Source organism: Microcystis sp. LSC13-02 (genome assembly GCA_002282935.1).
Lineage (GTDB): Bacteria > Cyanobacteriota > Cyanobacteriia > Cyanobacteriales > Microcystaceae > Microcystis.
Genome location: MTBT01000210.1, coordinates 1 through 26685, shown reverse-complemented (window position 1 = coordinate 26685; position 26685 = coordinate 1). Strand labels below are relative to the sequence as shown.

Here is a 26685-nt window from a genome sequence, read left to right as displayed (position 1 = left end):
TTAACCCGCTTAGTAATTTATGGGGGGGATAAGTTAAAAGAATGTGAACATGGTCAGACTCACCGCTAAACTCTACGATACTGGCATCCCAAAACTACGCCTACTCATTAGTTTGAGGTAGGCGTTTTTAGCTAAGGAAGTCTCAAATTAGTTAGGGCCTTTTGCGGAGGACAAGACCTATTCCTCCTAAAGTAATTAAACCGATAACCATAGAAGGTTCAGGAACTTTGCTAAAAGTTAGGCTACCTTGTCCCGCAATACCCAAGCGAGTATTATAGGTAAAAGCCGCTTCACTGAGGTTAAACAATCCGCTAGTCAGGGCAAAATTAGCGATGGGAAAGAAGGCATTAGTAGAGGTGACACTATAATCAATGCCAATAAAAGTCCCATCGAAATAATTGGCCACGGGATTGGCATCGGCCGAAGCGAGATTAAAGCTATGGCCGAGGAGATTAAAACTAATATTGCTCAAGGGGGTAGATTCAAAATCTACGCCTGTAATCGCGCCATCATCGAAACTAGCCGAACCGGAATAACTTCCTGTCAGACTTCCAGAAGTTATAACACCTTGAAAATTGTAGGTAATATTTGCCGCTTGCAAACTATTGACATTGACACCAAAATATGCTAGGGCTAAACCTGTGATCACAGCAACTTTATTCATGGGAATTACTCCTTAAAAAAACTCAGGTGGGCATTGATAGCCCACCAAAAAAAACTAGAATAGGAAATTGGCAAGGTTATTCAAGGCTGCCACCGCAACGTTATTAATTAACGCTAGGGATAAAGGACTGGCAGCAGTTCCAAAACCATCAGTATCGATATTTAGAACCGTACTGCTACCACGACCAGTAAAAGTGATATAACCATCAGCAATGGGATTACTGCCGGTGTAATTCAAACTATTAAGCAGTTGTGTGAGAACAATTTTGTCGCTGCCGACGGTAAAATCAGTAATAGTATCACTGCGATCGCTAAGACTAACGTAAACAAAGAAATCATTACCACCTAAACCAGTTAGGGTGTCGCGACCTTGGAACCCGACTAAGACATCATCACCGGTAGTACCCACTAGATTATCAATGCCGGCCGTACCCGAACGAGTAGAACGCAAAACTTCATCGCTGCGGAAATTGAGGTTTTGCAGACGGGTATCAAATTCTCTGCTCACATCTTCCCCTAAAAAGGGTTGATTGAAGAAATTCGCCCGTAAATACTCCGCAAAAGCGTCCTGTTCCGTACCATCGGGGGCAAAAGTTGCGTTACCAGTGAAGTTGGGTGTACTGCCTAGCAAATTGACGCGATTGCGCTGGGGAATGGTATAACCATCACCGCCATCAAGAAGAAAAGAAAGAGTCACCATGCGGAAGCTACGATTAGCATCACCGACAATTGCGCCATTTTGCGCCACCACATCGATAACTGTGCCGTTTTCATCCTTGATTACCAAAGATTTTATCCGACTGCCGGCGGGGTCATCAAGGTCGAAACTGAAGGCCATTCCTCCCACTTGCGGGAAACGGCCTTGGGAATTAGCAGGGTCGTTTGTACTAGCCGCCAGACCATACTCCAAAATCCCCTTTAATTCACTAGCGGTGACAGTGGTGAGACTAAGGGAATTATTAAAACTGAGGGCATTTTTAATCGCTACTTCTGAAATTCCCCCGGCCGGTTTCACTCCGGGTACTTCTTCGGGGGCTACCCGTACTGCTTCTGTACCAGTGGGAACGATGATACTGCCAATGCTATTGCGAATACCACCGCCATTTTTCAGGGAAATAACCACGTTAGCATCGGTTGTTTTGGCCTCAGCTAGGTTAGCATCGGCGGTAATATTGCCGAGATTGGTTTCCTGTTGACGAACTCCATCTAATCCTGTCCCCGACCGTTGACCGTTGAGGAAAACTCGCGTAAAACCGAAGAAATTGCCTTCTTGAGCGTTAATAACCTCTCTGAGGGAATTGGTAATCCCCCGAATTTCGGGGTCTTCTAATCCTGTTCCCCCCACTTCCGTCACCCCTTGGGCATCGGTGGCGTAAGCGCCGCTAATATTGGGATTGTAGCTTTCGGGAATGATATGACCATTGCTATCAAAATCGATAACTAAGCGCCCCAAGTACTTATAATTGGCATCGGTATTAACTACCGCTACGGGTTTTCCGTCCGGGTTAGTTTTAACAATGGGGTAAACGCCCTGGAAGGTGTCTCCGGCTCGTAAACGGTCATTTTCGTCGGTTAAACGAGTATGGGAACCACCAGCTACAATAATATCGACATTGCGTAAACGTTCTGCTAGGGTCTGTTCGATCGATAATTGTTGCATATGGGCTAACAAAACGACCTTATTCATCCCCGGATTAGCGGCCAAAAGTGCATCGACGGAAGCTTGAATAATGGCCGCTAAAGCATCAAGGTCATCTGGATTAGCAGGAGAAACTCCCACGTTACCCGGACTGGAAATTGAGCGTAAAATCGGGGTAGTTGCCCCAACAATGCCAATTTTCTGACCATCGGGCAGAGTAATCACCGTACTCTTAGCGATTTTATTAGCAATGGTACTCGCTTCCTGACCATCGGCAGTCACTAAACTGGCTAAGTTGGTATCGGGGGCAAAATTAAGATTAGAACTGAGATAGGGGAAATTTGTACCCGGATAGTTGCCACTGGGAAGAATGAGATTACGGACAACTGCTGTACCTTGGTCAAATTCATGATTGCCAAAAGCGTTCGCTTGTACTCCCAAATTGTTGAGAATCTGGATATCGCCGCGGCCAACTCCCCCTAATACCTGTTCACTGGCCCCGAAAAATAGCCCCGGAATGTAGGCATCTCCAGACGCAAGGGTAAGGGTATTGGCAAAACCAGCTACACCGTCATTATCGATGTCCTGCTGTCGCAAAGCATTTAACACCGCACTCATGCGCGGGGCATCATCAAGGGCTGAAATTCCACCTTCGTTGTCGGAAAAATGGAATAATTGCAGTTTAAAGGGTTGAGGAGTGGTTAAATTTAAACCAATTAAAACGGGATCATGGTCACTGGTACGATAGGGATTAATTTGGTAGAGTGCAGAAGGGTTTAAGGGAGGATTGGAGGGATTTTCCCCGGGGTCAACGATATTGTCATCGTAGTCGAAAACACTAGGTTCATCAGCGTTAATGTGCCATTCCGTCACTCCCGTTACCTGGGAGACTAAACTAGCATTAGCCAGAGCATGGTCGAGATAACCAGCTTGTCCATCGAAAACGTAGGAATAAGCGTTAATACCCACAAATTGACCCACTAAATTCGTATATCCTGCTGATTCGAGTGCTCGAATTGGGTCTTCTTGGGCGTAGGCATTGAAATCCCCGATAATTAAATAATCCCTATCACCGCTATTAGTGGGATCCGTGGCTATCCAATCCTTTAAGGCTAAGGCCGCATTGGTGCGACTGGCATTCCAGAAACCCTGGCCATCCCCTTGATCGAAGTTAGGATCACTTGTATTAGTTAAGCCCGATTGACCTTTTGATTTTAGGTGATTGACGACTAAATTAAATTTGGCACCGGTATTGACTTCTTGGAAGGCTTGTGCTAGGGCGGGACGATTGCGAGTATCATCGAAACGAGGATCAACGCTACTGTCTAAGATCTTAAAATCACCTACAGGGGTAACTTGAGCGGGTTTGTAGATGATTCCCACCTTAATCGCATCGGTGCCAATTTTACCTGTGGGGATAAAAGCGTAGGTTCCTGCACCTGCAACGGCATTTAAAGCGTTAACAAGCTTAGATATCGCCCCATCGCCGTTATTTTCCAATTCTATCAACCCGAAAACATCGGCATCAAGACCGATAAGCGCCGTGACTAATTTCTCCTCTTGACGCTGAAATTCGTTGATACTGTTGGCACCCCGGGCATTATTAGTACCATCGGCGATGGTGGTAAAGTAATTAAGGACGTTATAACTGGCAATTTTTAGCCTACCCCCCACATTAGTGGGCGTTTCTGAGCGATTATTCACCGCTTGGAAGTCCACACCTTGGTTATTCTGGACGCGATAGACTCCGAAACGTTGGTCTAAAACTCCGGTTAATCCCGTTACTGCGTCCCCGGCCCGTAAAATATTACTGGTACTGAGGGGATTGCCACCACGTCCGAATAAAGTCGTCGGAAAAGTGAGATTACTGCCATCATCCAGGGTAATTCGTCGCAGATTATTGCTCGCTTGTAAAGTATTGGCATCTGTCCCCGGATTGGTAACGTTAGTGGGTTGCTGTAAACGTCCCCCAGAGGATAAAACCACACTACCAAAACGACCAAGTTGGAAATATTCGGTTAAGGAGAGAGTTTCGGCGAAAGTTGTCCGCATTCCCTCAAAAGCTTCTAAAACTTGCGGTTGAGCATTGGCTGCCGAGAGATTGCTAATAGTGGCGGCTGTGGGTAAGGGATTATTATTAGAAATAATTAACGCTTCTGTGATGCTGCTCAGTTGGGTTAAAGATACCCCCGCGTTACCAAATTCACTAACTGTTCCTGTAATCCTAACTTTATCGCCGATAGTAACGTTAATAATCGGGATATTGCCTTCAAAAATAAATAAACCTTCCGAAGTCAGAGGATTACTATCGCTGTCGCTATCTTCCTCCTGGAGATAAAAACCACTTAATCCCGTATTACCCTGGAAATCTCCCACCACGATCGCTTCTACAGTCACCAATTGATTTAAAATTGGACTGACTAAACCCGTACCTTGAATTTCATGGATTTTTACGAGGGTAGGAGTGGGCGGAACAAATGTACCAGGAGCGGCTAAACCAGTCACGGCAATATCATCAATTGCGTATTCATCGCGACCATCGCTACCACTAACATCATCCCCCGTCCAACGTAGGAAAAAATTACTATTAGCGGCGATACTTAATCTAGAAAGGGTAATAGAACGAGTTACCGACTGCCAACCCAAGCTATCGGAACTCCCCGGGGTGGTAAAGTCTAAACTACTAAAAGGAGTAAAACTATTTCCGTCCCCAGAGTAGGAAAAATTGAGAGAATTAGCCCGGTTTTGGTCGTTGCGAAAGCGGATGATATAGGAAAGAGTAATCGAATCCACTAAGCTATTAGTGACATTCTGTAAGCGTAGGGTGATAGCGCCGGGGGTAAAATCATCTACTGTGGGTTGTACCCCAAAAGCATTATTTCCCGAAGCGATGCTGAAAGCATAAACTCCCCCAGTGGTGACGCGGTTAGATGTCTGTCCTCTGGCAAAATCTCCTGAAGAAGTACGGGTGTCCCCATAGGTCATACTGCCATCGGAAAGACCGGAAATAATCCAAAGGTCGGAATCTAGCTGACCGAGACTCGGAATCGGGGCGAATCCCGAACCAGTAAAAGTGTTAAATTTTTCTGTAAAGGTAGCGTTACTCATACTGTAGTGATGAAGATGCCTTTACTACTCTAGAGTTCAAGGATTAATGACTGGTAAACTCTCCTTTAATTACCCGTAAACGTTTGGTTAAAAGAGATTATTCGTTAAATTATAGCCTTTCTCATAAATAACCCGAGTTCGGGATAAGCTACAATCCTGATTCTGCCGTAGGCTAAAACCCTCATTCTCTCGTCCGAGTCCTGACGAAATCCCCTTAAGCTGAACTGACGTTAAATATAAGCTATAACGTTAACGATAGCCAAATTGCACAACGAATGAAATCCTATCCAGTAGAGTTCCGTCAGAAAATCCTCGACTTGTCATTATAACTAACCCATCTCTCCAAGACAATTAGCGAAAAGATTCTATATTTATTCGGTCATCAAATCTGGTTTACAAGCTTCCAGGTTAGTAGTAACCACTTCAGTGGTTGTTTAACCAAGAACAAGAGGTAAGACAGCGTAGGATTATTTTTTAAGATAAATACGAACTCCTTGAACTTCATCAACTAGCCGATAATTTTCCTTGATAACCCTAGCAATTTCAGGAAAAACTTCGTGTCCCTGAGTTTCTCTATCGGTAAAGAAAAACATTCTTGGAGCTACAGCATCAACAAATAACTTAGCATTAGAATTAATCAGATCGTCTGCATACTGTTTGAAAAAATATTGCTGTAGGGGAGAGTATTTAAGTGGCCCGATCACACCGGACCTTGTTGCTTGCATAAGTCCCGTGTCAACATATAACTCTGATGCCCATCCCCAGACAGCCATAGATTCACCAGGAGAAGCATACTTGAGAATAGTTTCTGCAATGGGACTAAGATAATTTTTAGCAAATCTTCTGCGATTATTAAGGTAAACATTATCTGATGTTATCGTTGTGGCAAATTCTAAAAAACCACTAGCAACTGTAATCAAAATGACACCTGTTAAGAGAGAGAACTTTAAGTTTGAACGAGTTAATTTTGACACTTGTAAGACTTGTGCCAGTTCACCCATAAAAACGCCGATGAGAAATCCACTAGGTATGATTAGAAACAGCAAATAATGAGTAAATCCGTTTCCTGGTTTAATAACTGAGTAACTCGATGCAACCAAAATAAATAAACTGTAATAGACAAAGCAAAATGTCTTGGACTTTTCTTGATTTTGGCTTAAGGAAACACGCTTTATTATTAAAAATGGTACTCCTAATATCAAGACAATTGCTGTTAATAAAAATAATCTCTGTGTATCTTGCACTCCCCTTAACATCCGAAGAAATATGTTGATTTTTCCGAAAAAGCTTAGTTGATTTACGTCTCCCATCAAACCATGGCTAGAATAAATCAATAAATTCTGTTGTATATAAGATTTCCAGAAAGCATCATATATTGAGAAAATTGTTAGATATAGTAGGACTAAAGCCGAGAACAACATTCCCCCAAGAAAGAAAGCAGCAAAACTCCTGATAAATTGACCTCTTGCTCTGCTTTTTAGCCAGAGGATGTGCAAAAATATACAAGCAATTGAGAAAGCTATAGGAACTGACTGAATTTTTGCAAAAGGAGTAGTTCCCAGGATAAAACCCAAGGCAAATATCAGGTGATTAGGATTAGATGAATTACCAGCATAATATTTACAAACGATTAACAAAGCCACACTTAATATTGCAACCGAAAAATGTTCACTTGTATAATGCACATAGTCAAAAAATGTCATTAAGGCGACAGTTGTAACAACGGGAACTATTGCTAGGCGAGAAAGGCTCTTATCGTAGAGAGTGGATAAAGCATAATAAAGACAAACAATAGCAGCAATTATCATGATTAAGCCGATCACACGACTACTAGCATATTCAATTCTGAACCCGAAAAAAGCTGGTAGAGTCAGAGGATAAACATTGAGAGGTCCAGATGAACCTGTATCTACCGCACGCCAGAAAACTGGATCTTTCAACAGTTTTATTGCACCTGCGGTAAATAGTGCCTCATCGGGGTTTAGCATTGGTGGCAAGAAACCTGGCCAGCGTGCTGCCAAAATAAAAGTCACTAAAGATGTAATAAATATTAGATTTGACAATAAAAATTTCTGGAGCTTACTCGTGGGAGTTCTCAGGAATATGAGAGGAGAAAAAGCTAAAAAAATGAAGATAATAAAAGTGACTATTACCGATATTCTGTAAATAATTGACAAAGATTGAACATTTGCCAAGTTACTAAGTAGCCACCACCGTAAATCAATTTGATTATTTACCATTTTTTCACTACTCTATTTTCTAACATAAATCCGAATGCCCTCAACTTCATCCACCATGCGATAGTTATTTTCAATCACAGTGGCGATTTCGGGATAGGCATCGTAACGATAAATCTTCTTCTCGCCAGCCATCGCATCTACAAAAACCTTTGATTTTGACTTTAATAGATCGTCTGCGAAGACTTTTAGATAATAAGCCTCATCGGGATTATTAAAAAGCGCCCGTTCCATCGCACTGCCTCTGACTCCCTGATACAGTCCAGTCTCGATATATAGATCATATCTCTTACCCCAGACCGCCATTGAATCAGTTGGTGAAGCGTATTGCAAGATTGTCTGCACGAGGGGAGTTTGATAGTCCTGAAGATATTTTTGGCGTTGAGAGAGATAGGGGTGTTCGCTTCTGATCAAAGTATAGCCCTGTAGGAAGCTGGCTGCAATCATCAATAGCAATATAAAAAACTGTATCTGTTTATAAAAAGCATTATTCTCCGACAATTTAAAAATTTCTCCGATTATCACACCGATCAAAAAACCACAGGGGAAGACAAGAAAAAGAAGATAATGGGGGAAAGGATTACCAGGGCGAACAACGACATAAAGAGAAACTACTAGGATAAACAGGCTGTAGAAGAAGAAGATAAAAGTATTTGTGAAAAATAGCTTTCGCCGTAGAATACTTTCCCTGAAAAATAAAATCGTTGCGGCGATGAGAAAAATCGAGGTCACTTGAAATAGTGAACTTGAATTTAAGCGTTTACTACTAGCCATTGATATAAATTGGCTGAACTTTTCCCCGAAGGTTAGGTTCGATAGATTGGCATAAAATAAAAAATTCTGGAGGATATAGCTTCTCCAGAAATCCCCAAACGTTGAAAAAAGAATTAAAAAAAAGAGATTGATAGCAGAAAACAGCAATAAGCCCAATGCGAGGATAGCTAAACTTTTGAGAAATTGTCGGAGACTTTCTTTTCTTGTCCAAAGTATATGAACGAAAATTAAAGTGATTGCCAGCGCGACGGGAAGACCTTGCATTTTTGCGTAGGGCATCATTCCGATAACTGCACCAAAGATAAAAACTATGCGATCGCTAAACTCGCGGGTGTAAACGTAGCAGGTCATCCAAAGAGCAGCACTTAAAATAGCGATCGGGAAATGTTCGCTGCTATAGTGAACGAAATTACTATGGAGTGCCAAAGAGAAAAATAAAACAACCGGGATAGTCGCAATACGGGCGACTCGATTATCGTATAAATATTTAAGCGAGTAATAGAAAAATATAACGGACAGAATCACTAAAAATAAGCCGATAACTCGAGCGCTGGCGTAATCGATGCGAATATTTAATAGTTTAGGAATAGTCAGGGGTATAATATTCAGCGGACCCGATGTACCAGTATCAACTGATCGCCAGAAAGCCGGATCCTTAACCAGTGTCATCGCGGCGGCAATGAAGAGATCTTCATCCGAATTAATAGAGGGAGCGAGTAAAACTGGCCAACGACCGGCGAGAATCGCTAACCCCGTCCACGCTAAAAAAACAGGTTCCGAGAAAACCCGCAAGATAAATCTACTAACCTTCGACTCGTTGAAAATTGTAGGAGAAAGTGCTAGAACGACAAATATGAATAATACAATAATTAGAATTATCCTATATATATTAGCTAAGCCAGATAGGTTTTCTATTGCATTTAATAAAGATAAGCGTAAGTCAAAATTTTCCATGATCAATCAGGGCATTGGTTCGACAGTTATAGATTAATAAAAGTTGATTCTTTCACGTTCGACAACTAAAGGTCTTTTTAAAATTCTCATGTGCATTAAGCCGATATATTCCCCGATAATGCCGATAAAAAATAGTTGCACAGAAGCGAGTAAAAATAGTCCGACCATGATTGGTGCGGTTCCTAAAGGAAAATAATCCCAGAACAACAATTTGGCGATTAAATAACCTAACGCCACTACCAGACTCAAGAGGGACAAAGCAAAGCCTAACATGGTCGCCAGTCTGAGGGGAACTTGGGAGTGACTGGTAATACCCAGCATCGCCTCGCTATAGTATCGATAGAAGTTGTAACTACTAATACCCCGTTTTCGCCGTTGTTGTTGATACTCAAAAGAGAAACTTTCAAAACCTAACTCTTCGATGAGTCCCCTAAAATAGGGATAGGGATCGTTAATCTCTCGTAGAACATTGATGACTTTCTGATCGTATAACCCGAAACCTGTAAAATTTCTAGTAATTTTTATATCTGAAAGATTGTCCATTAAAGAATAAAAAATTTGTCTAGCAAAATAGAAAAAAGCTCCTTCTCTCACCGGAGTTTTAACCGCCTTAACAACTTTATAGCCTTCTTCCCACTTCTTGACGAATTCTAGGATTAATTCGGGAGGATCTTGCAGGTCTGCTACAATAGGAATAACCGCATCTCCGTAACACTGAAGAATACCATGGTAACCAGAACGAACGGGACCGAAATTTCTCGCATTGACTATGACCTTGACCCCCGGGTCTTTTTGAGCAATATTTCTCAGTATATCAACAGTTTTGTCGTGAGAAGCGTTATCAATAAAAAGATGTTCATACTCATAGTTAGGTAACTGATTGAAAACCTCTTTAACTCGTAGGTAAAGATCCTCGACATTTCCTTCTTCATTATAACAAGGGGTCATTACAGTAATTTTTTTCATTGTGATCCTTCTCTAAAAACAAATAGTTTCATCAAAACAAAAGAAAGGACAGCCATCGGCAACAGCAAGATAGCACCAGCGATTAACATTTTAGTTTTTTGCTCGATCCCAATATCAATAGCATCAACAATTCTCAGCACCTCAAGATTCAACAAGAAAGTCACCACATAAACTAAGACAAAACGAAAAATCAATTTGTTGTTTTTGCTGCCAAAAACCAGTCTTCCTGTGGTTTGAAAGTTAAATAAGACTCCCAGAATAGTAGCCAGCAGAGCGGCTAACTTGTAATCCAGTCCAATAAGAATGAGAGTGGCAAAGGAAAAATAACCAAACAGGGTATTTATTGCACCAACCAGCAAGAAACGGACAAATCTGTGTTTCTTGACAATGGCGACAAATTTATTCTTTTTAAGAAGATACATTTTACGATTTATCTCCAATAGACAGTTGCGATTTTTTATATGTTATGATAATTCGGATTTTATTTATAGGTAAATCCTCCATCAATAATTATACTTTGTCCAGTGAGGTAGGTATTGGGATCTTCTAGGTTCTGTGTGATAAGTTTAGCTTACATAGGATAGATCGATCTTTGTGTCCTCTGTGTCTCTGTGGTTCCTTCCACTTCCTCGCTAGGAGGAATGTATCTTAGAGTACATTGTACCCACCAAACCCAAGAGAGCCGGCACTGGAGGGGAATGGAAGCGGCAATTCCCGCCAACTGCTCAGGTGAGTTGTTAGCAAAAGTTAGCTCCGTCCCCACATAACCTAGACAGACTGCATTAACTAGAATACCATAGGTGGCGAACTCGATAATCACCTACCCTAAGACGATATTCATTGGCATAGCCTTTCAACTTTTTAACTCCCGAAGGACGGGGTTCGTCAGTCAGCAGAAGGATTTTTTCGTTCAGGCGAGTTTGCACATCATCTGGAAAGCTTTTCAACTGCTTCTGCACAGGTTTAGGGATGATGACTTCGTAATTCATGAAGCTTGTTCAGATTGATTAGTGATATATTCTTGAATAGTTTGATAGTCGCCTATCTGATAAGCTTTTCGTGCTTCCTCTACTTCAGCTAACACCTCTGGATCATTTTCCATGGACTTTTCTTCTGATTCAAAAATCTGATCTTCTATAATTTCCATAAGTTTTCGTTTCACTCCTAAATCAAGGGTAGCAATTGCCTCGATTAAAGACTCTAAGGAGACTTGCATTCTAACCATTACCATGCTGTTTGTCCTCCAATTCTTACTTTTTTTGAGCGTTTAGGGGCGATAATCTGAATTACCTGACTCTCTATTACTGAGGCTATAGCTGCTCCAATGCCGCGAGAACCTCCTGTAATCAGTGCTTTATGATTTGTGGTATTTGTCATGGATTAACTCAACCCCAAAACCAGTCTTCCTGTGGTTTGAAAGTTAAATAAAACTCCCAGAATAGTAACCAGCAATACAGCATACTTATAATCCAGTCCAATTAAGATTAGCGTACCATAGAGAAAATAACCAAAAAGGGTATTTACCAACTAACAAAAATCTGGCAAATTTATGTTTTTTGACAATACCGACAAGTTTATTTTTTTTAATAAGATACATTTTACAAATTCATCCCCCCTAATATTTAATTAACTGATTATTACTTCCGAATTTCAAGAGATAACTTTCAGAAATTCATTGAGTAGAGGTCGCACTTGATTATCTAACTCTAGCGAAACTTTTTCCATTTTACCTTCTCCTCGTGTTAGGATGCAGTTAATTGATCTTCCGGTATTTTTCTTGTCCAGTTTAATTGCTCCTAAAATAAGCTCTAAAATATTAGAGGTTAACTCCTGGTTATAAGGCTCATAATAAGGTTTCAAAAACTCTTGCAAATCATAGAAATATCCCTGATCTACCATTCCCAGTTTTTCTGAAAAGAAAGTAGCCGTAAGCATCCCTAACGTGACAGCAATTCCATGAGGAATTTTATAGTTAGTGGCCGATTCATAAGCGTGTCCGAAAGTATGCCCATAATTTAAAATATTTCTAATTCCCTTGTCAAACTCATCCCGCTCAATGTAACGTTTCTTGATATTTAGAGCATCTATAATTAGATTTTGAATTTCTAAAAAATCTGATGATAGTTTTTGAAGATTGATTTTCATTTGTTCAACTTCAGATTTACCAGCTAGTAAATTTAGCTTGATAATTTCTCCTAATCCAGAGCGAATCTCATCAGAAGGTAAGGTCTTCAGCACAGAAAAAACAAGAATAATCTCATGGGGAGGATAAAATGTACCGATCTGGTTTTTGAAGTTTTGAATATTGATAGAGCTTTTACTGCCAATACAACTATCACATTGAGCCAATAAGGTAGTAGGAATTAATATCCATTTAATCCCCCTAAATAAAACGGAAGCTATAAAACAGCCAATATCTTGAATAACTCCACCTCCAATTACTAGCAAGGTACAGTCTTTCCTAAAACCTAATTCTAAGAGTTTTAAAAAAATTGGGGTGAGTTGTTCAAAAGATTTTTGTTCTTCTGTAGCCTCTATTTTTAAGAGAGGGCGATCAGACAAAACTTCTTCTATTGGCTGTGAGTACAGGTGGAAAACGTTACTATCAACTAAAGTAAAAACGGTCTTGTCTTTAACAGCTTGTGTTAAAGCATCTTTTAAGCCTTCCTTGACTTCAACACAGTAGGGGTGAAATTGACTTTGGATTTCCAGCATAACTCAAGGACCTTAAAATCAGGGTTTATTTACAGGTGAAGCCGCCATCAATTACTAGAGTTTGTCCAGTGAGATAGGTATTTTCTTCCGAACACAAAAAACTAACTAGCTTGGCAATTTCATGGGGTTGGGCAAGACGTTGTAAGGGGATGGTAGCAGTAATTGCCGCTAACTGTTCAGGGGAATTATTGACAAAGGTTAACTCGGTTTCCACATACCCCGGACAAACAGCATTTACGAGAATGCCATGGGGAGCCAATTCCACTGCCGCAGTTCGGGTCAAACCGTTTAACCCTGCTTTAGTTGCCGAGTAAGCAGAGCGGTTTTCTCTGGTGACTAAACTAAAGATAGAGCTTATATTGACTATCCTTCCCCACTTTTGGGCTTTCATATAGGGAGAGAACCCTCTAATTAGGGCCATCGGGGCAGTCAAATTCACCTGAAGCATAATTTGCCAGTCCTCATCTTGGACATGGGTAAGTTCATTGAGAAGATTAATCCCAGCATTATTGATGATTATGTCAAAACCCGCCCCTTGCTCAGAAGCGACATAAGCGGCAATGGACTCCATGTGGGAAAGATCCAAGACATCTCGGTTTGGGGCAATTACTTCAACGCCTTGGTCTTCCAATAATGAGGACATGGCAGCCCCAAGTCCGCGAGAACCCCCAGTAATCAAGGCTTTATGATGCTTTGTTAGATTTGCCATAGATTAACTTATTAATTGAATTACGATAGCGCTCTTCCATCATTTCTAAGCGAGCATCATCCTCCCGATGAATTGCCCCATAGTAATTCTTTTTATTTTTCAGCCACATAAGCTCAAATTCAACCGCCTTCAAAAAAGCCTCCTCTGGGTTATTGATGGCTTCCGGACAACGGAAGACAACCTTTCGGGTTTCAAAGCGATCAAGATGTCCTTCAGGAAAGGCTTTAAAGAAAGGTAATGAATGAACGGAAACCCCACCGCCTACAACCACTTTTAACCCCGCTGATTTCGCTTTTTCAGCAATTTTCAAGGCAATATCTAGGACTTGATCGCTATTAATATCTTCACGAGTCAATCCCATAGAACCAGACAAGTCAACTCGTCCAATCACCACCCCACTTAAAGACTTGATTTCGGGCAAGGATAACATTTCATCAAAGTTTTTGAAAGCTGTAATCGTTTCTAAGTTAATCAGAAATTCTACATCTTCTTTGTGATCACTGCCAAAGCCAATGTTGATCGCATTCAGGTATTTTTTCAAGGCGTAGGCCGTTTCTACCATGGGAGCAATTACCCGTTCAGCCCCTAAGCTAGTAGCATCAAACATATCTTTGATGGCCTCACAGCCACCAATTTTTAAGTTTAAACCCAAGCCGGCTGTAAGACTAACCTCTTTGAGGCGCATTGCTTCTTCCATGCGGGTGCCTTCCGCTTCAAATTCGGCCTTGACTCCACAAACGTTATAGTTCTCCTTTAATTCCAATAAAAGTTCCGCCATTCGTTTTTCCATCGAGTTCATAGTTTTCCTGCTCCTTGATTAGCTAGTTTTAAGTTTGAACTTGAAAGAAGTATAACCTATTCAGTCATGGGCGCAACAATCATATTACTCATAAACTCATCCCGATCTAGGAAGGGGGATAAATCTTCTAAGGGAGAAGATACCATGCGCCCATCATCCAAGCGACGAGAAGACAACTTAGGAGCAAAGGGTTGATTGAGATCTAAAAACACCTCACAGATATGAGAACCTTCCCCAGCAAGGGTTTCTTGAATAGCTTGCTGCATAGTTGCGTGTTCTCGGCAAAGTCGGTAAGGGATTCCATAGGCCGCCGCTAACTTTTCAAAACTGGGAAAGGTCACGCCACTTTCCGGTCCACAACCGACAATATTATCGGCAAAGAAATTCTGCTGAGTTTGACGAATCGAGTGATAGCCTTGATTATTGAGGACAAAAATCTTGATAGGCAGTTGATATCCCACCAGGGTTTGTAATTCTTGTAGGTTTAATTGAATGCTGCCATCTCCCGCAATACAAATCACTCGCCGCTTACCACTGGCAATACAGGCCCCAATCGCCGCGGGTAGATCGTATCCCATGGAGGCACAACCAGAGTTAGTGTAGAGGCGCTGTCCCTCTTTGATTGATGCCGCTTGAAATGTCGTCACACAGGCGGTTCCATCACCGGTCACGACTATTTCTCCCGGGGGGAGTTCCTTAAAGAGAGTTTGAGCAAAGCAATAAGGGTTAACTGCTCCTTGTGTTAGCCAATATTCGGGTAAGACAGTAGGATATTTTTCCTTACGAATCAAACACCAGTCTAGCCACTGTTGATGGTGTTGTGTTGGCTCAACTTGATGTTGCAGTAAATGCGCCAAGAAGTCGGCTACATCGGCATGAACAGGTAAATCTGGCTTGAGCGTTGGCTTTTTCAGTTCTGATTCGTCAATATCCACGATAATTTTATAGGCTTCCCGGGCAAAATTTTCCCAGTTATAGCTCACCTGGCGGATGTTGAGCCGGCAACCTAAAACTAATAGGAAATCAGAATTTTGGACGGCAAAATTACCAGGGCGATCGCCGACCGTGCCTGGCCTACCAATATAGTAAGGATGATCGTTCCAGATCAGATCGTGAGCGTTCCAAGCTGTAACTACGGGGATTTTCCAAGTATTCACTAAGCGCAGGAAGTCTTCATAAGCCCTCCCTAAACGAATTCCCGATCCGGCGTAGATAACCGGGCGTTCGGCGGTTTTCAGTCGGTTGATAACTTGTTCACAGGTAGCTGCTAGATTGGTAGTAGTATAGTTGATGGCATCTTCTTTAGGGTCGTAGCCCGGTAGAGATGTGGGATCAATCTTAGCTCCTTGAACATTCATCGGGATATCCAACCAGCAAGGACCGGGACGGCCAGATTGAGCCAGATGTAATGCTCTTTCGAGATGGTAGCGAATTGACTGGGGGTCTGTCACCATCACCGCGTATTTGGTGATCGGTTCCACCAATTTAACAATGTCAATTTCCTGATCTCCCAATTGTCTGAGGGGTAAGTCTGTACTTCTGACCACGGTTTCCCATTTCACCTGTCCGGAAATAACGATCATACCGACGGAATCTGTCCACGCTCCATAGACTCCGGTAATGGCATTAGTTCCCCCCGGTCCTGTGGTTACATTCAGGGCGGCTAGGCGATTGGTTAACCGATAGTAGCTTTCGGCGGCCATGGCACAAGCTTGTTCGTGATGGCAACAGGTGTAGGATAGTCCTGAACAGCGCCCGAAAGCATCATTCAGGTGCATCGCCCCACCACCAGTAAGCAAGAAAACATCATGGATGCCATGTTCTACAAGGGTTTGGGCGATATAGTCGGCAACTCTCATCGGGGTTTCGCTCTTAGATTCGCTAATTTGGTTGACATCATTATATAGGATGTAAGTAGATTAACACCCAGTATAATAATTTTAGCGATATTAAAGATATCGATTGACATTTTTTTTGAAACCCATGCTAGTCAATGATTTCAGAATTATAATTTTTACCTTGATATACTCGACAAGATTAATAAAAAGAAATTTCACCGATAAAATAGAGCTAAGTTCGCCTTTGATCATCTCAATAAAATAACTGGGTTAGGCAGCTGCATTTTTTGGATAGCATTGTAAATAGCTTCTTGAGATAAAATTGAGGTTACAATAATCGGCTGTCTCATCTCTCTCAATTGAATTTGATGGGGTGATAGCACCGTAATCCCTGAAATAACACTACCCTGATTAATGGGATTTCCATCAACAAAAGCAACTATATTGGCTTTTGCCAGTGAAGTTTCGGCCAGTAGTTTCATGGCTAATTGTCCCGTTCCCCAAACAATAACATCGGCAGCATCCCCTAACACTGACTGTAATTTAAGATCAATATCAGTCATAATTTTTTTGGAGCTTTCAATATAAAGCAGGATTCTTTGTTTGAGCATTTTGCCCTGAGCAATTACCAATTCCGATGAATTAGACTCTTGCTTCTGCCAAAAGCTATAAATGGCTGGATAAGACATCCCTGGAGAAACCTAAAAGACTTTTTCGCCGATTAACTTATTGGTCAATCCAAATTGAATTAATAAATTTGATAAATGGGGATGATAAAAATGATTAATATGTTCAGTATTAAAATCTTGAAAAGGGGCAAAAACATGATCAACATATCCCGAAGCATTGGGAACTTCTACATATAGATATCCCCCGACTTTGATTAATTGTTCTATTAATTTTACAGAAAATTTCAGATCCTGTATATGCTCTAACACATGAGAAAGAATGACAAGATCAAAATCTCCTAAATCTTGAGGCGGCGTAAAAATAGAACCAGCATAAGCTTCTATTCCGTAAAGCTGTTTTGTATTCTCAACACAAGCAGGAGATGGATCTAAACCACATAAATTGTTATATCCTAGTTTTTTAAGATAGCCTAATAAACCACCATTGGCACAGCCAATATCTAAAATGCGAACGCTCTTATCCGGTAAAAATTCAGCAATACATTCAGCCGTTTTTTGAAGTCGTGCGGCATCATAGGGAGATTCCCCTCCTCCCGTAGCGGTTTTTTTGTCCTCGTATTTGGATAATTTGGCGTAAAAAACATCATAATCTTTCTGACTTACTGTTGTATCAGCATAGACGAAACCACAGCGATCACAACATAGTATATCATATCCATTTGAGAGGGGATGACCTTCAGGTAAAACAAAATTTTGTGTGTGAAGAATCTCCCCATTTTCTTCTTGACAAATTGGACAATTCCGCAGTGATTTTTTCTGATTCATGGTGTAAATCCTAAAATTTCGATGAATTATAACTAGCCGTTCGGATGATTGATTCCCTTAGGGAAATCAAGGGGTTAAGTTGTAACTCAGAAAACGCTCGTTTTACCGAAGGAACATAACGTTCAGCAGGTTTACCCGGGATAGGTTCTTTAGCTATAACTACCTCAACTTTTGATGCAAATGTACTGGCAACAACTTTTGCTAATTCAGCGATAGTTAAATCCTCATCTGAACCGACATTGTAAGGGTAGCATGATTTCCCCTTAAACAGAATTGTCCACAGCCAAATCGCCAAATCCGCCGCATAGAGGTAAGAACGATAAGGAGTACCATCCCCCTGGATGAGAATCGGCCCCCCCGTCATACCATCTCGAATGAAATTACCAATAGCAAAATGGGTATCCAGGGGCAAATAGGGACCGACAAAGGCAAAGCAACGAGCAATTTTCGTTTCTAATCCCTGTTGTTTAGCATAAAGGGTGCAGAGCATTTCTGCTGCCCGTTTTCCTTCGGCATAAGCATAACCCGGATTAGTTAAATCAGGAGAGCCTAAATAATCTTCGGAAACATGGGTTATCTCAGGGGGTTGTTTGCCATAAACGGCACCGGAACTGGTTAATAAGAACTTTTTAGCCTGACAGAATTTAGCAAATTCTAAAGTATGTCTTGTTCCCTCGATAATCGTATCAAACATCAATAAGGGATCTTCTTGATTTAGTTTGGCACTAGCTTCAGTGGCACCATGAATGACATAAGAAAACTCCCCTTCAGGAAACTCAAATGACCTAACATCACCCCAATGGAATTGAATAGCGGGATGATTGGCTAAATGAGGAGCTTTTTGCCTGAAACTATCAGGATTTCTGGTTAAAACAACCGCCGATGCTTTTAAGTCTAGCTGATCATTAGCCCAGATAAAACTCTCTAATAACCAACAGCCAAAAAAGCCTGTACCTCCGGTAATAAATATTCGTTGTCCCCGCAGTTCTTCCCACAGGGTTTTAGTATGGGCAAGAATATGATTTAAGTCGTTTGTTAGAAGATTGGTCATCAGAGCATATTACACCAGCTATGGACATTATGATAAATAACGGATCACAATAAACTATCATCAATGTCAACCCCTAGCGATCGCAATTTTGCCGCCAAGCGTTCGGCTCGTTGCTTTTCCTGCTCGGCTCGTAGTTTTTCCTGCTCGGCTCGTAGTTTTTCCTGCTCGGCTCGTTGCTTTTCCTGTTCTGCCAACTCCTCCGTGGTGGGGAGCAATCGCCCCCTTCTAAGCGATGTCCCGCTAAATCTTCTGGGTCAAAGGGATCATACCAAAAGTATTCTGTCACCCGCAAACGATTCTGATAGATCAGCTTTTTCTCTTCTTTATCTTTTTTGGCTGTACTTTCAGAAAGCAACTCAATCACCACATCAGGAGCTTTTTCTTCTTCCCAGACGACCCAGCTTTTCCGTTCTCTTCGAGGCACGTCCAAGACGACAAATACATCAGGTCCGCGATAATCCTCGTTACGCACTTGATTGGGGCTAAAATAAACGAACATATTGCCCCCGACAAACGCTTCCCGTCCTTGAGTTTTTAACCATTGGGAGAGAGGTCTGACTAATAACTGCATTTGCAGTCCGTGTCTCTGGGTTTCCATGGGAATACCGTCATCAGAAGGTAGTTCATCTTGGGTAGGTGGTAGCTTGATCCCTAGTGGGTTAGCTGCAATTACCAGGGTTTCTTGAGCCATTGGTTGGTTGGGGTGAACAACTGATGGGACTCTTTTATCATAAACTATCATCAATGTCAACCCCTAGCGATCGCAATTTTGCCGCCAAGCGTTCTGCCCGTTGCTTTTCTTGCTCGGCTCGCAGTTTTTCCTGTTCTGCTCGCAGTTTTTCCTGTTCTGCTCGCAGTTTTTCCTGTTCTGCTCGCAGTTTTTCCTGTTCTGCTAGTTGCTTTTCCTGCTCTGCTCGTTGCCTTTCTTGCTCTACTAACTCACTCCCCCATAATAACAAATTACCAGAGCTATCCCACCAACGCAACCAATAGGCTGTCACTTCAGCTTTTTTTCCCTGCCAGACTCCCAAAAATAAGTTAATCTCTGCTATCCAATAACGATTGTTTTCATTAGGTTTTTGTTGTTCATACCTTCCTTGATTTAATCGATAAATTTCTAATTCTCCTGTTTTTGGGTGAAATATTCCATAGACAGGTACTTGTAAGATTTGCTCATAAAAATACCATTTTAGATAAACTCTAGGACAATTGCGGGAATTTCTCCTTGAAGATGGGGAGTATAACTGCGCCGAATTTCTCCACTAGCAATGGGTTTTACCGATGGAATATAAACCCAATCAGGTGCTTTGACAACTGTTTGAGTTTTAACGGTAGCACATAAGCCAAAATTAGAAGCAATTAGCATCGATTCGAGAATTAGTCCTGCTAATTCTAGGGATTCTCGTAAAGCTGCTGCTAAGAGAGGTTGCAGGTTGTTGTCCACAGGTTCGTCGGGTAATATAAAATCATCGGGCAGTTTTTCCCAGGTAATAGTTGGTAAGGGGTTTGACTGAAATAGTTGCATGGCTGTCATAAGTAATTTCACTAATTCAAATATCTAAAATGGGCTATAGATTTTCAGGATTGACTCCCAACTCTTTTAACTTTTGCACCAAACGTTGGCGAGAAATTTGTTCTTGCTCAAGTTCTAACTCAGCTTGTTCGGCTCGTTGCCTTTCTTGCTCTACTAACTCACTCCCCCATAATAACAAATTTCCCGACTTATCCCACCAACAAGTTAAGTTCTTTTATCCAGTAACGATTATTCTCATCTGGCAACTGCTGCTCATACTTTCCTGCCACTAAACAATAAACATCTAATTCTCCTGTTTTTGGCTGAAATATTCCATAGACAGGTACTTGTAAGATTTGCTCGTAAAAATACCATTTTCCATAGGGATAGTGAGTTTTAACCCTGAAATATATGATAGCGATGATAGTTTAAAAAATCCAAATCCGGTGAGAAGCGATCGGGAACATTTAAAGTCTTACCGCGGTAGTTGATAAAATTTAGTTCTAACGTCTCACTACCTTGATCCTGAGCCTTTTTTTCGATCTCATGGCCAATAATTAATCTTAAATCCTCGTCGAAACTAATTAAACCTCGATCGAAAGCAGTATCATGAGTACGAGCTAGGCACAAGCCATTATGAGGGTTTAAACGCTGTTCGGGAAATTGACTCCAGGGTAATATATGACTAGCTGTTAGTAACAGAGGAATGGGATTTCCTGTAATACAGCAACGATAATTATATAGGGCTAAAATTGTCTTTCTAAAAAAGTTTTGTCCGATTCTAACTTTTCTGATTGCCTCGTTTTCTGTTTTGATCTTTTCCGAAAAATCAAGTCTAGTAAAATCCTCTTGCTGTTCCTTGATAACTCCTAAAAGAACTTGTAATTTTTCCTCACTTTCTAGGGCTAATTCTGTCCAGCTATCCTCGAACTCTTGCCAGATTTGTCGATCAGCTTTACTGATACCTTTTAACCCCTGTACTCCTCGCAATTGATGCCTGGGATCGAGAGAACCAAAATTACATAATTTCATCACCAGGGCCGATGGTGTTCGCTGTAATTTTTGAGCGACTTCGATAATAACAGGATTATTGGTGTGGAATTGTCCATAGGGAAATTTATAGTATAAATTGAGAGCGATCAGCAGCTCATCCCTTGTCCATAAATTCTTAGTCATAACCCCTAGAAAATACCACCATCAGCCCTGAAATTACTGCTCAAATCAAATCGGGAAAAACTTCGCGCACTGCTGGATGAATTAACCGATGATTGGCGACATTTAACCCCTTAGCGAGGGAAACATCTTGGTCCAAGGCTTTTACCCCATGGTCGGCTAATTTAATAACGTAGGGTAGGGTACTATTATTTAAAGCTTGGGTTGCCGTCCAGGGTACTGCTCCAGGCATATTAGGCACCCCATAATGTACTACTCCCGACTCCAGGTAAGTCGGTTGACTGTGGGAAGTGGCCCGCAGGGTTTCCACGCAGCCCCCTTGGTCCACTGCCACATCGACAATTACGGAACCAGGGTTCATTTTGGCGACTAAAGAGCGAGAAACCAGAGTCGGCGCTCGTTTTCCTAAGACTAGCACTGCCCCAATCAATAAATCAGCCTTAGGAACCACATTTTCTAATTGTGCCGGGCTACTATAAAGCAATTCTACCCGGGAACCGAATAAAGTTTCTAAATAGGCCAAGCGCTCGACGTTAATATCTAAAATAGTTACTTTTGCCCCCATACCGACGGCAATTCTGGCCGCTTCTGTACCCACTACACCACCGCCAAGGATAACCACTTGTCCAGGACTCACCCCGGGGAAACCCCCCAGTAAAACTCCCCTACCTCCCTGTTGTTTTTCCAGATAGCGGGCCCCAAATTGTACCGAAAGACGACCAGCAATAACACTCATGGGAGTCAAGAGAGGCAAGCGACCATCGGCAAGCTCGACAGTTTCATAAGCGATCGCAGTTGTTCCCGACTCGATTAATGCTTCTGTTAAATAGCGCTCGGCCGCTAGGTGTAAATAGGTGAATAGGAGAGCTTCCTTATTTAAAAAGCCGTATTCTGCCTTAAGCGGCTCTTTTACCTTGACAACTAGCGGTTTATCCCAAACTTGTGCCGCTTTTCCCACAATTTTGGCCCCGGATTTTTGGTAATCCTCATCGCTGAATCCGGCACCTAATCCAGCGGCCGTTTCCACAAATACCCTGTGACCGCGATCATTGAGTACACGCACACTACTAGGACTTAAACCGACGCGAAACTCTTGATCTTTAATCTCTTTGGGAACACCTATTTCCATGGTTTGCTTCTGGGGGACTATTTCTAACTAGGGTATGCGGCAAAAAGTTTTTCGGTGGGTGTAGGGTGTAGGGTGTAGGGTTTTAGCCATTTTCAGGGGGTCAATTACCTAATTTTCAGGGAAAAGTCCCTGAATTTTCCCCCCGATCACTCCAAAGGCCGGTACTTATCGAACAAAGTTTTTAGATTTATTCAGCAAACCCTAACTACTTTAGCCTGTTAGTCCTAGTCTGCGAGTTATCAGGCATAGTATTTGGCAATTTTAGCGACTTTTTTGGTATTCTTCGAGCAAATCGATTAAATCTATCTGACATTTGCTGGGTAACAAATCCGCTAGGGAAACTTGCAGATGACCACCTCCGAGGGTGACTTTTATCTCCCGCAGGATAGACATGACTGCATTCTCGCTTAAACTGTCGTTTTCGAGCAAAGGGAAGACTTTTTCGGCAACGACGCTGTGTAAATGTGCCTCCCGGAGATAGAGATGCCATTTAGCCACGTCAATATAGATATTGTCGCCGATTTGGGCCGCCAGATTTTCGATGTCCTGAGTTGTATTAGCCATGGGATGTTACCGAGTAGTTAGCGATCGCCGCTAGATAAATCAAATGTCCCACCAATAGAATAGCCCAAATTCCCGTGAACAGATTCAACCAAGTCCAATCGGAAAATTTAATGATATGAAAAAACCACAACCCTGAATTAATCGCTAAAAAAGCCGCCACATGAACGGCGAAATTCATGCGATCATCTAAACGTCGGAAAGCGGGATCGTTTTTGCGATCGGGTTGACGAGGCCAACGAGGAGGCATAAGCAGTTATTAGTTATCCATGATCAGTTATCAGTGTACCGTTTTTTTTAGCTAAGTTAAGTTGCCAGAGTGCCTATCCTCATCAAGAAGTTAATTTTGTCCTATTACTTATCTACTGGTGACAATTTCCACTTCGGGTAAGATTTCTAAAGATAAACGGGTTCTGACAGTGCCAGAAAGACGTTTAAGCAGTTGTGGGCGTAAATCGCGCATAATATAAATTAATTCGTCTCCAGTGCGCCATTCTTCCCTTTCTGTTACTACCTGTAGGGAATTATCGCGACGCAATAGCAGGGGCAGCAGTTCGCCATTTTCAATTAATTTAGTTAATCTGGTTTGTTGTTCGCTCAAATCATTGCCTTTAAAGATAGTTTTACCCAATTTAATCTGATTGTCGTCTAAATACTGATTCCATTCCTTGACCGAAAAACTGGGGAGAAAAACCTGATTAACCTTATTTTGATCTGGGTTAGGGGTTCCCGCAAAGGCCGCCAACACCCGGGGAGGATGAAATTCCTCGCTGGCTCTTTGGGCTAAAACCAGATTAACCTCGCTATTATTAGTCAAAACCAGAAAAGTTCCCATGGATTCGATGCCTGCTTCTTGCAGTATTTTTGTATCAAGTCCGCTACTCTGCATCACCGTCAAACCGTCTTCTTTTGCTTGCTGACAGGCCCTGGCATCCGTATCGATTAAAACCACGTTTTCCCCTTGTTCTTGGAATAAACAGCCGATTAAGCGACCTAGGGGATTACAACCGACGATTACTGCTCCTGTTGCCGCAGAAGAAGTGATTTTTAGCCCTTTTGCCACCCAACGCGCCGTTAATCCCTGAATAAAAACGGTCATTAAAATTGTTAAAAAGACTAAAGCTTTGATCGCTTCACCGCCATTAATACCGGCACGGGTGAGTAAAATGGCAAATAAAGAAGCTACGGAGGCAGAAACGATTCCTCTAGGGGCAACCCAAGCGATAAATAGCTTATGTCGCCAATTTAGGTCACTTTTTAGGGTACACAAAGCCACACTCAGGGGACGCACCACCAGCATCAAGACTAACACCGTCAGGACGCTGCCCCAACCCAAAGCGATCACACTGGCGATCGAAAGATCCGCCGCTAGTAAAATAAACAGTACCGACACGCAAAGAGTGGTTAATTGACCCTTAAAACGCCTTAATAACCGCTCATCGGGAACGGCCGCCGCTTTTAGCACGATTCCCGCCATTACCACCGCCATTAACCCCGATTCACTGCGACTAAATTGCGATAAACCAAATAATCCCCAGACTCCCGCTAAAACCACGAGATTCTTTAACTCAAAAGTCAGAAAATTGCAAGTTTTTATAATAAAACTTAACAATCCGCCGCCAGCAATGCCGATCGCTGCCCCGATGCCTAAACGCAGGGTTAAACCGGTGATAATTTCCAGGGGGCGGGAATGACTATCAATAATCGTATTTAACACCACTACGGCTAAAATTGCGCCCACAGGGTCGATTAATACCCCTTCCCCTTCCAAAAGCGTCGCCACCCGCCGATCTACGGCTACTTGCCTCAGCAAAGGCCCGATCACTGTCGGACCGGTTACTACCACTAAAGAAGCGTAAAGAAAAGCGATCGGCCAGGGAAATTCCCCCAACCAGTGGGCCGCCATACCGCCACCGATGAGAGTGATGGAAGTACCGAGGGTGACAAGATTGCGTAAACTGCCAGAAACTCGCCCTAATTCGCGTCCGCTTAAGCTTAAACCGCCTTCAAATAGGATAATCGCCACAGAGAGGGCAACAAGGACTTCTAAGCCAATTCCCAGACTTTGGGGGTGCAGAATCTCCAAACCATCTGCCCCTAAAGCAATCCCGAAAATGAGTAGGAAAACAATACTGGGAACTTTCAGGTATTCGGCGATGACTTGGGCTGTAATCCCTGCCACGACGGTGATCACGATTTGCAGAGTAAGGGCGAAAGATTGATCCATGTTTAGCGATCGCTTATCAGCTTGTGTCTTTCCATCAATCAGCTAATGTTCCTGACATTATAACTGTTTAGATAGCTGACGGCTGATAGATTCAGCTAGGTGCGTTATGGGAACTGAGTTTCAATGTCCCTTGATTGATGTAACACTCTGACAATCTCGATGCCATCAGCACTTTTGGTATAAAAAATCAGGTAAGGCTTAATCGGGAAACTCCTGAGTCCTGTCAGTAAATCGTCACGCTGCCTACCCATATCAGGAAACTGGGATAACATGGGAAATCTGTCCAGAATTTGAGCAATCTTTTGGTCGGCCAGCATTTCATCTTGTCTGCCTAAATAGAGCCAAATATCTTCCAAATCTTGCTCCGCTTGGTGTGAAATGCGAAAGCGATTCACTAGATTAACTCCTGTTGAAGTCGCTGTTTTCCACGCATCTTAATAGTTTCTAACAAACTGGGCAATGAGGAATCGTCATACTCCACATAATTACCCTGTTTGAGTTGCTCTATTCCTAGCTCAATTTCCTGCTGCAATGCCTCTTGTTGGCGTTGAATTGCCTCATCCGATAGGGCGGAATGCCTGATTTTCTGTAGGAGAAGTTCTCGTTCTTCGTCAGTTAAGGAAAGGATAATTTGAGCAAGGGAATCAATTAGTTTAGTATTGATTGCAGCAGCTTGACTCATAAATAAACAAATGATTGGGAGTTAATTAATTATTTTAATCTAGTCTAGCATAAGTTGGCAATTCCCACCCTACTAGAAGACTATTTGAACAGATCCGAATGAGTCCCAGTCCGAACGAGTGTCAAGCTTTCCTCATCTCGTTCAATCTTGTAGAGTAACAACCAATCCGGCTCGATATGGCACTCACCATAACCCGACCAATCTCCAACGAGATTATGATCTCGGTATCGCTCTGGTAGTATTTGTTCTTGCACCAGTAGTTCCACCACAGTTTTTAACTTTTCCAAGTCTTTACCCCGTTTTTTCATCCGCCTCAAATCGCGTCGAAAGCGGGTGCTTTCCTGTGGGGTTAACATTCCCCTGTATCCTTGTTCCAATCCTCGAACATCTGCCCGACGCTAGTATAACGCTTAAGACGCTCAGGATGTTTTTCTACTTCTTCAATGGCGGCGAGCGTTTCTGTATTAGGAATTTGAACATCAAAGGGAAAACC

General features: G+C 42.2%; 26 protein-coding genes and 3 pseudogenes. All 29 read right to left on the bottom strand.

Features of this window, described 5'->3' with window-relative positions; genetic code table 11:
- Positions 1-79 (bottom strand): annotated as a pseudogene (locus BGL89_RS21280) (IS200/IS605 family transposase); the annotation flags it as partial.
- A 72-nt stretch (positions 80-151) separates the two neighbouring features.
- Complete coding sequence (locus tag BGL89_RS12830) at positions 152-664, bottom strand: PEP-CTERM sorting domain-containing protein (RefSeq protein WP_286826032.1); 513 nt, start codon at positions 662-664, stop codon at positions 152-154.
- A gap of 54 nt (positions 665-718) precedes the next feature.
- Positions 719-5410, bottom strand: coding sequence for an ExeM/NucH family extracellular endonuclease (locus tag BGL89_RS12825; protein WP_286826031.1), 4692 nt, complete (start codon positions 5408-5410; stop codon positions 719-721).
- A 467-nt stretch (positions 5411-5877) separates the two neighbouring features.
- Complete coding sequence (locus BGL89_RS12820; protein WP_286826030.1) at positions 5878-7431, bottom strand: hypothetical protein; 1554 nt, start codon at positions 7429-7431, stop codon at positions 5878-5880.
- A gap of 231 nt (positions 7432-7662) precedes the next feature.
- A complete protein-coding gene (locus BGL89_RS12815) occupies positions 7663-9375 on the bottom strand; it encodes a glycosyltransferase family protein (protein WP_286826029.1) in 1713 nt (570 codons plus the stop codon).
- Between the two features lie 33 nt (positions 9376-9408).
- Positions 9409-10341, bottom strand: a complete 933-nt coding sequence (locus BGL89_RS12810) for a glycosyltransferase family 2 protein (protein ID WP_286826028.1) — start codon at positions 10339-10341, stop codon at positions 9409-9411.
- On the bottom strand, positions 10338-10763 hold the full coding sequence (locus tag BGL89_RS12805; protein ID WP_286826027.1) for a GtrA family protein: 426 nt from the start codon (positions 10761-10763) through the stop codon (positions 10338-10340). Before BGL89_RS12805 ends, BGL89_RS12810 begins: the two co-directional genes overlap by 4 nt.
- A gap of 149 nt (positions 10764-10912) precedes the next feature.
- Positions 10913-11161, bottom strand: coding sequence for a hypothetical protein (locus BGL89_RS12800; RefSeq protein ID WP_286826026.1), 249 nt, complete (start codon positions 11159-11161; stop codon positions 10913-10915).
- Positions 11124-11330 (bottom strand): type II toxin-antitoxin system RelE family toxin, encoded by a 207-nt coding sequence (locus tag BGL89_RS12795; RefSeq protein WP_286826025.1) that lies wholly within the window; start codon positions 11328-11330, stop codon positions 11124-11126. Before BGL89_RS12795 ends, BGL89_RS12800 begins: the two co-directional genes overlap by 38 nt.
- Complete coding sequence (locus BGL89_RS12790; RefSeq protein ID WP_286826024.1) at positions 11327-11572, bottom strand: hypothetical protein; 246 nt, start codon at positions 11570-11572, stop codon at positions 11327-11329. Before BGL89_RS12790 ends, BGL89_RS12795 begins: the two co-directional genes overlap by 4 nt.
- A complete protein-coding gene (locus BGL89_RS12785) occupies positions 11566-11718 on the bottom strand; it encodes a hypothetical protein (protein ID WP_286826023.1) in 153 nt (50 codons plus the stop codon). Before BGL89_RS12785 ends, BGL89_RS12790 begins: the two co-directional genes overlap by 7 nt.
- A 273-nt stretch (positions 11719-11991) precedes the next feature.
- On the bottom strand, positions 11992-13056 hold the full coding sequence (locus tag BGL89_RS12780) for an AroB-related putative sugar phosphate phospholyase (cyclizing) (protein ID WP_286826022.1): 1065 nt from the start codon (positions 13054-13056) through the stop codon (positions 11992-11994).
- 25 nt (positions 13057-13081) lie between these two features.
- Positions 13082-13765 (bottom strand): SDR family NAD(P)-dependent oxidoreductase, encoded by a 684-nt coding sequence (locus BGL89_RS12775; protein ID WP_286826021.1) that lies wholly within the window; start codon positions 13763-13765, stop codon positions 13082-13084.
- Complete coding sequence (locus BGL89_RS12770; protein ID WP_286826020.1) at positions 13740-14564, bottom strand: aldolase/citrate lyase family protein; 825 nt, start codon at positions 14562-14564, stop codon at positions 13740-13742. The genes BGL89_RS12775 and BGL89_RS12770 overlap by 26 nt, the downstream gene beginning before the upstream one ends.
- 56 nt (positions 14565-14620) lie before the next feature.
- Entirely contained in the window at positions 14621-16423 is a 1803-nt protein-coding gene (locus BGL89_RS12765) for a thiamine pyrophosphate-binding protein (protein WP_286826019.1), read from the bottom strand.
- A gap of 227 nt (positions 16424-16650) precedes the next feature.
- Positions 16651-17091, bottom strand: coding sequence for a nucleoside-diphosphate sugar epimerase/dehydratase (locus tag BGL89_RS12760; protein WP_286826018.1), 441 nt, complete (start codon positions 17089-17091; stop codon positions 16651-16653).
- 12 nt (positions 17092-17103) lie between these two features.
- Entirely contained in the window at positions 17104-17856 is a 753-nt protein-coding gene (locus tag BGL89_RS12755) for a class I SAM-dependent methyltransferase (RefSeq protein WP_286826017.1), read from the bottom strand.
- 10 nt (positions 17857-17866) lie between these two features.
- The gene (locus tag BGL89_RS12750) at positions 17867-18907 is read right to left on the bottom strand and encodes an NAD-dependent epimerase/dehydratase family protein (protein ID WP_286826016.1); all 1041 of its coding nucleotides are present in this window, start codon (positions 18905-18907) and stop codon (positions 17867-17869) included.
- Between the two features lie 73 nt (positions 18908-18980).
- A complete protein-coding gene (locus BGL89_RS12745; protein WP_286826015.1) occupies positions 18981-19598 on the bottom strand; it encodes a Uma2 family endonuclease in 618 nt (205 codons plus the stop codon).
- A gap of 37 nt (positions 19599-19635) precedes the next feature.
- Positions 19636-20441: pseudogene (locus tag BGL89_RS12740) on the bottom strand (Uma2 family endonuclease).
- 34 nt (positions 20442-20475) lie between these two features.
- Positions 20476-20827: pseudogene (locus BGL89_RS12735) on the bottom strand (hypothetical protein); the annotation flags it as partial.
- Complete coding sequence (locus tag BGL89_RS12730) at positions 20817-21596, bottom strand: HNH endonuclease (protein ID WP_286826014.1); 780 nt, start codon at positions 21594-21596, stop codon at positions 20817-20819. The pseudogene BGL89_RS12735 and the gene BGL89_RS12730, both read right to left, overlap by 11 nt.
- Positions 21597-21636: 40 nt before the next feature.
- Entirely contained in the window at positions 21637-22722 is a 1086-nt protein-coding gene (gene ald / locus BGL89_RS12725) for an alanine dehydrogenase (protein ID WP_286826013.1), read from the bottom strand.
- A gap of 261 nt (positions 22723-22983) precedes the next feature.
- Entirely contained in the window at positions 22984-23286 is a 303-nt protein-coding gene (locus BGL89_RS12720; RefSeq protein WP_002761852.1) for a DUF3181 family protein, read from the bottom strand.
- Positions 23279-23533: a hypothetical protein gene (locus BGL89_RS12715; RefSeq protein WP_286826012.1), complete on the bottom strand. Its 255-nt coding sequence runs from the start codon at positions 23531-23533 to the stop codon at positions 23279-23281. The genes BGL89_RS12720 and BGL89_RS12715 overlap by 8 nt, the downstream gene beginning before the upstream one ends.
- A gap of 108 nt (positions 23534-23641) precedes the next feature.
- The gene (locus tag BGL89_RS12710; RefSeq protein WP_286826011.1) at positions 23642-25510 is read right to left on the bottom strand and encodes a cation:proton antiporter; all 1869 of its coding nucleotides are present in this window, start codon (positions 25508-25510) and stop codon (positions 23642-23644) included.
- A gap of 104 nt (positions 25511-25614) precedes the next feature.
- A complete protein-coding gene (locus BGL89_RS12705; RefSeq protein WP_286826010.1) occupies positions 25615-25905 on the bottom strand; it encodes a type II toxin-antitoxin system RelE/ParE family toxin in 291 nt (96 codons plus the stop codon).
- Positions 25905-26192 (bottom strand): hypothetical protein, encoded by a 288-nt coding sequence (locus tag BGL89_RS12700; protein ID WP_286826009.1) that lies wholly within the window; start codon positions 26190-26192, stop codon positions 25905-25907. Before BGL89_RS12700 ends, BGL89_RS12705 begins: the two co-directional genes overlap by 1 nt.
- Positions 26193-26272: 80 nt before the next feature.
- Positions 26273-26548 carry a type II toxin-antitoxin system YafQ family toxin gene (locus BGL89_RS12695; RefSeq protein WP_043995505.1) on the bottom strand — a complete coding sequence of 92 codons (276 nt, stop codon included), beginning with the start codon at positions 26546-26548 and terminating at the stop codon, positions 26273-26275.
- Positions 26549-26685: the final 137 nt, after the last annotated feature.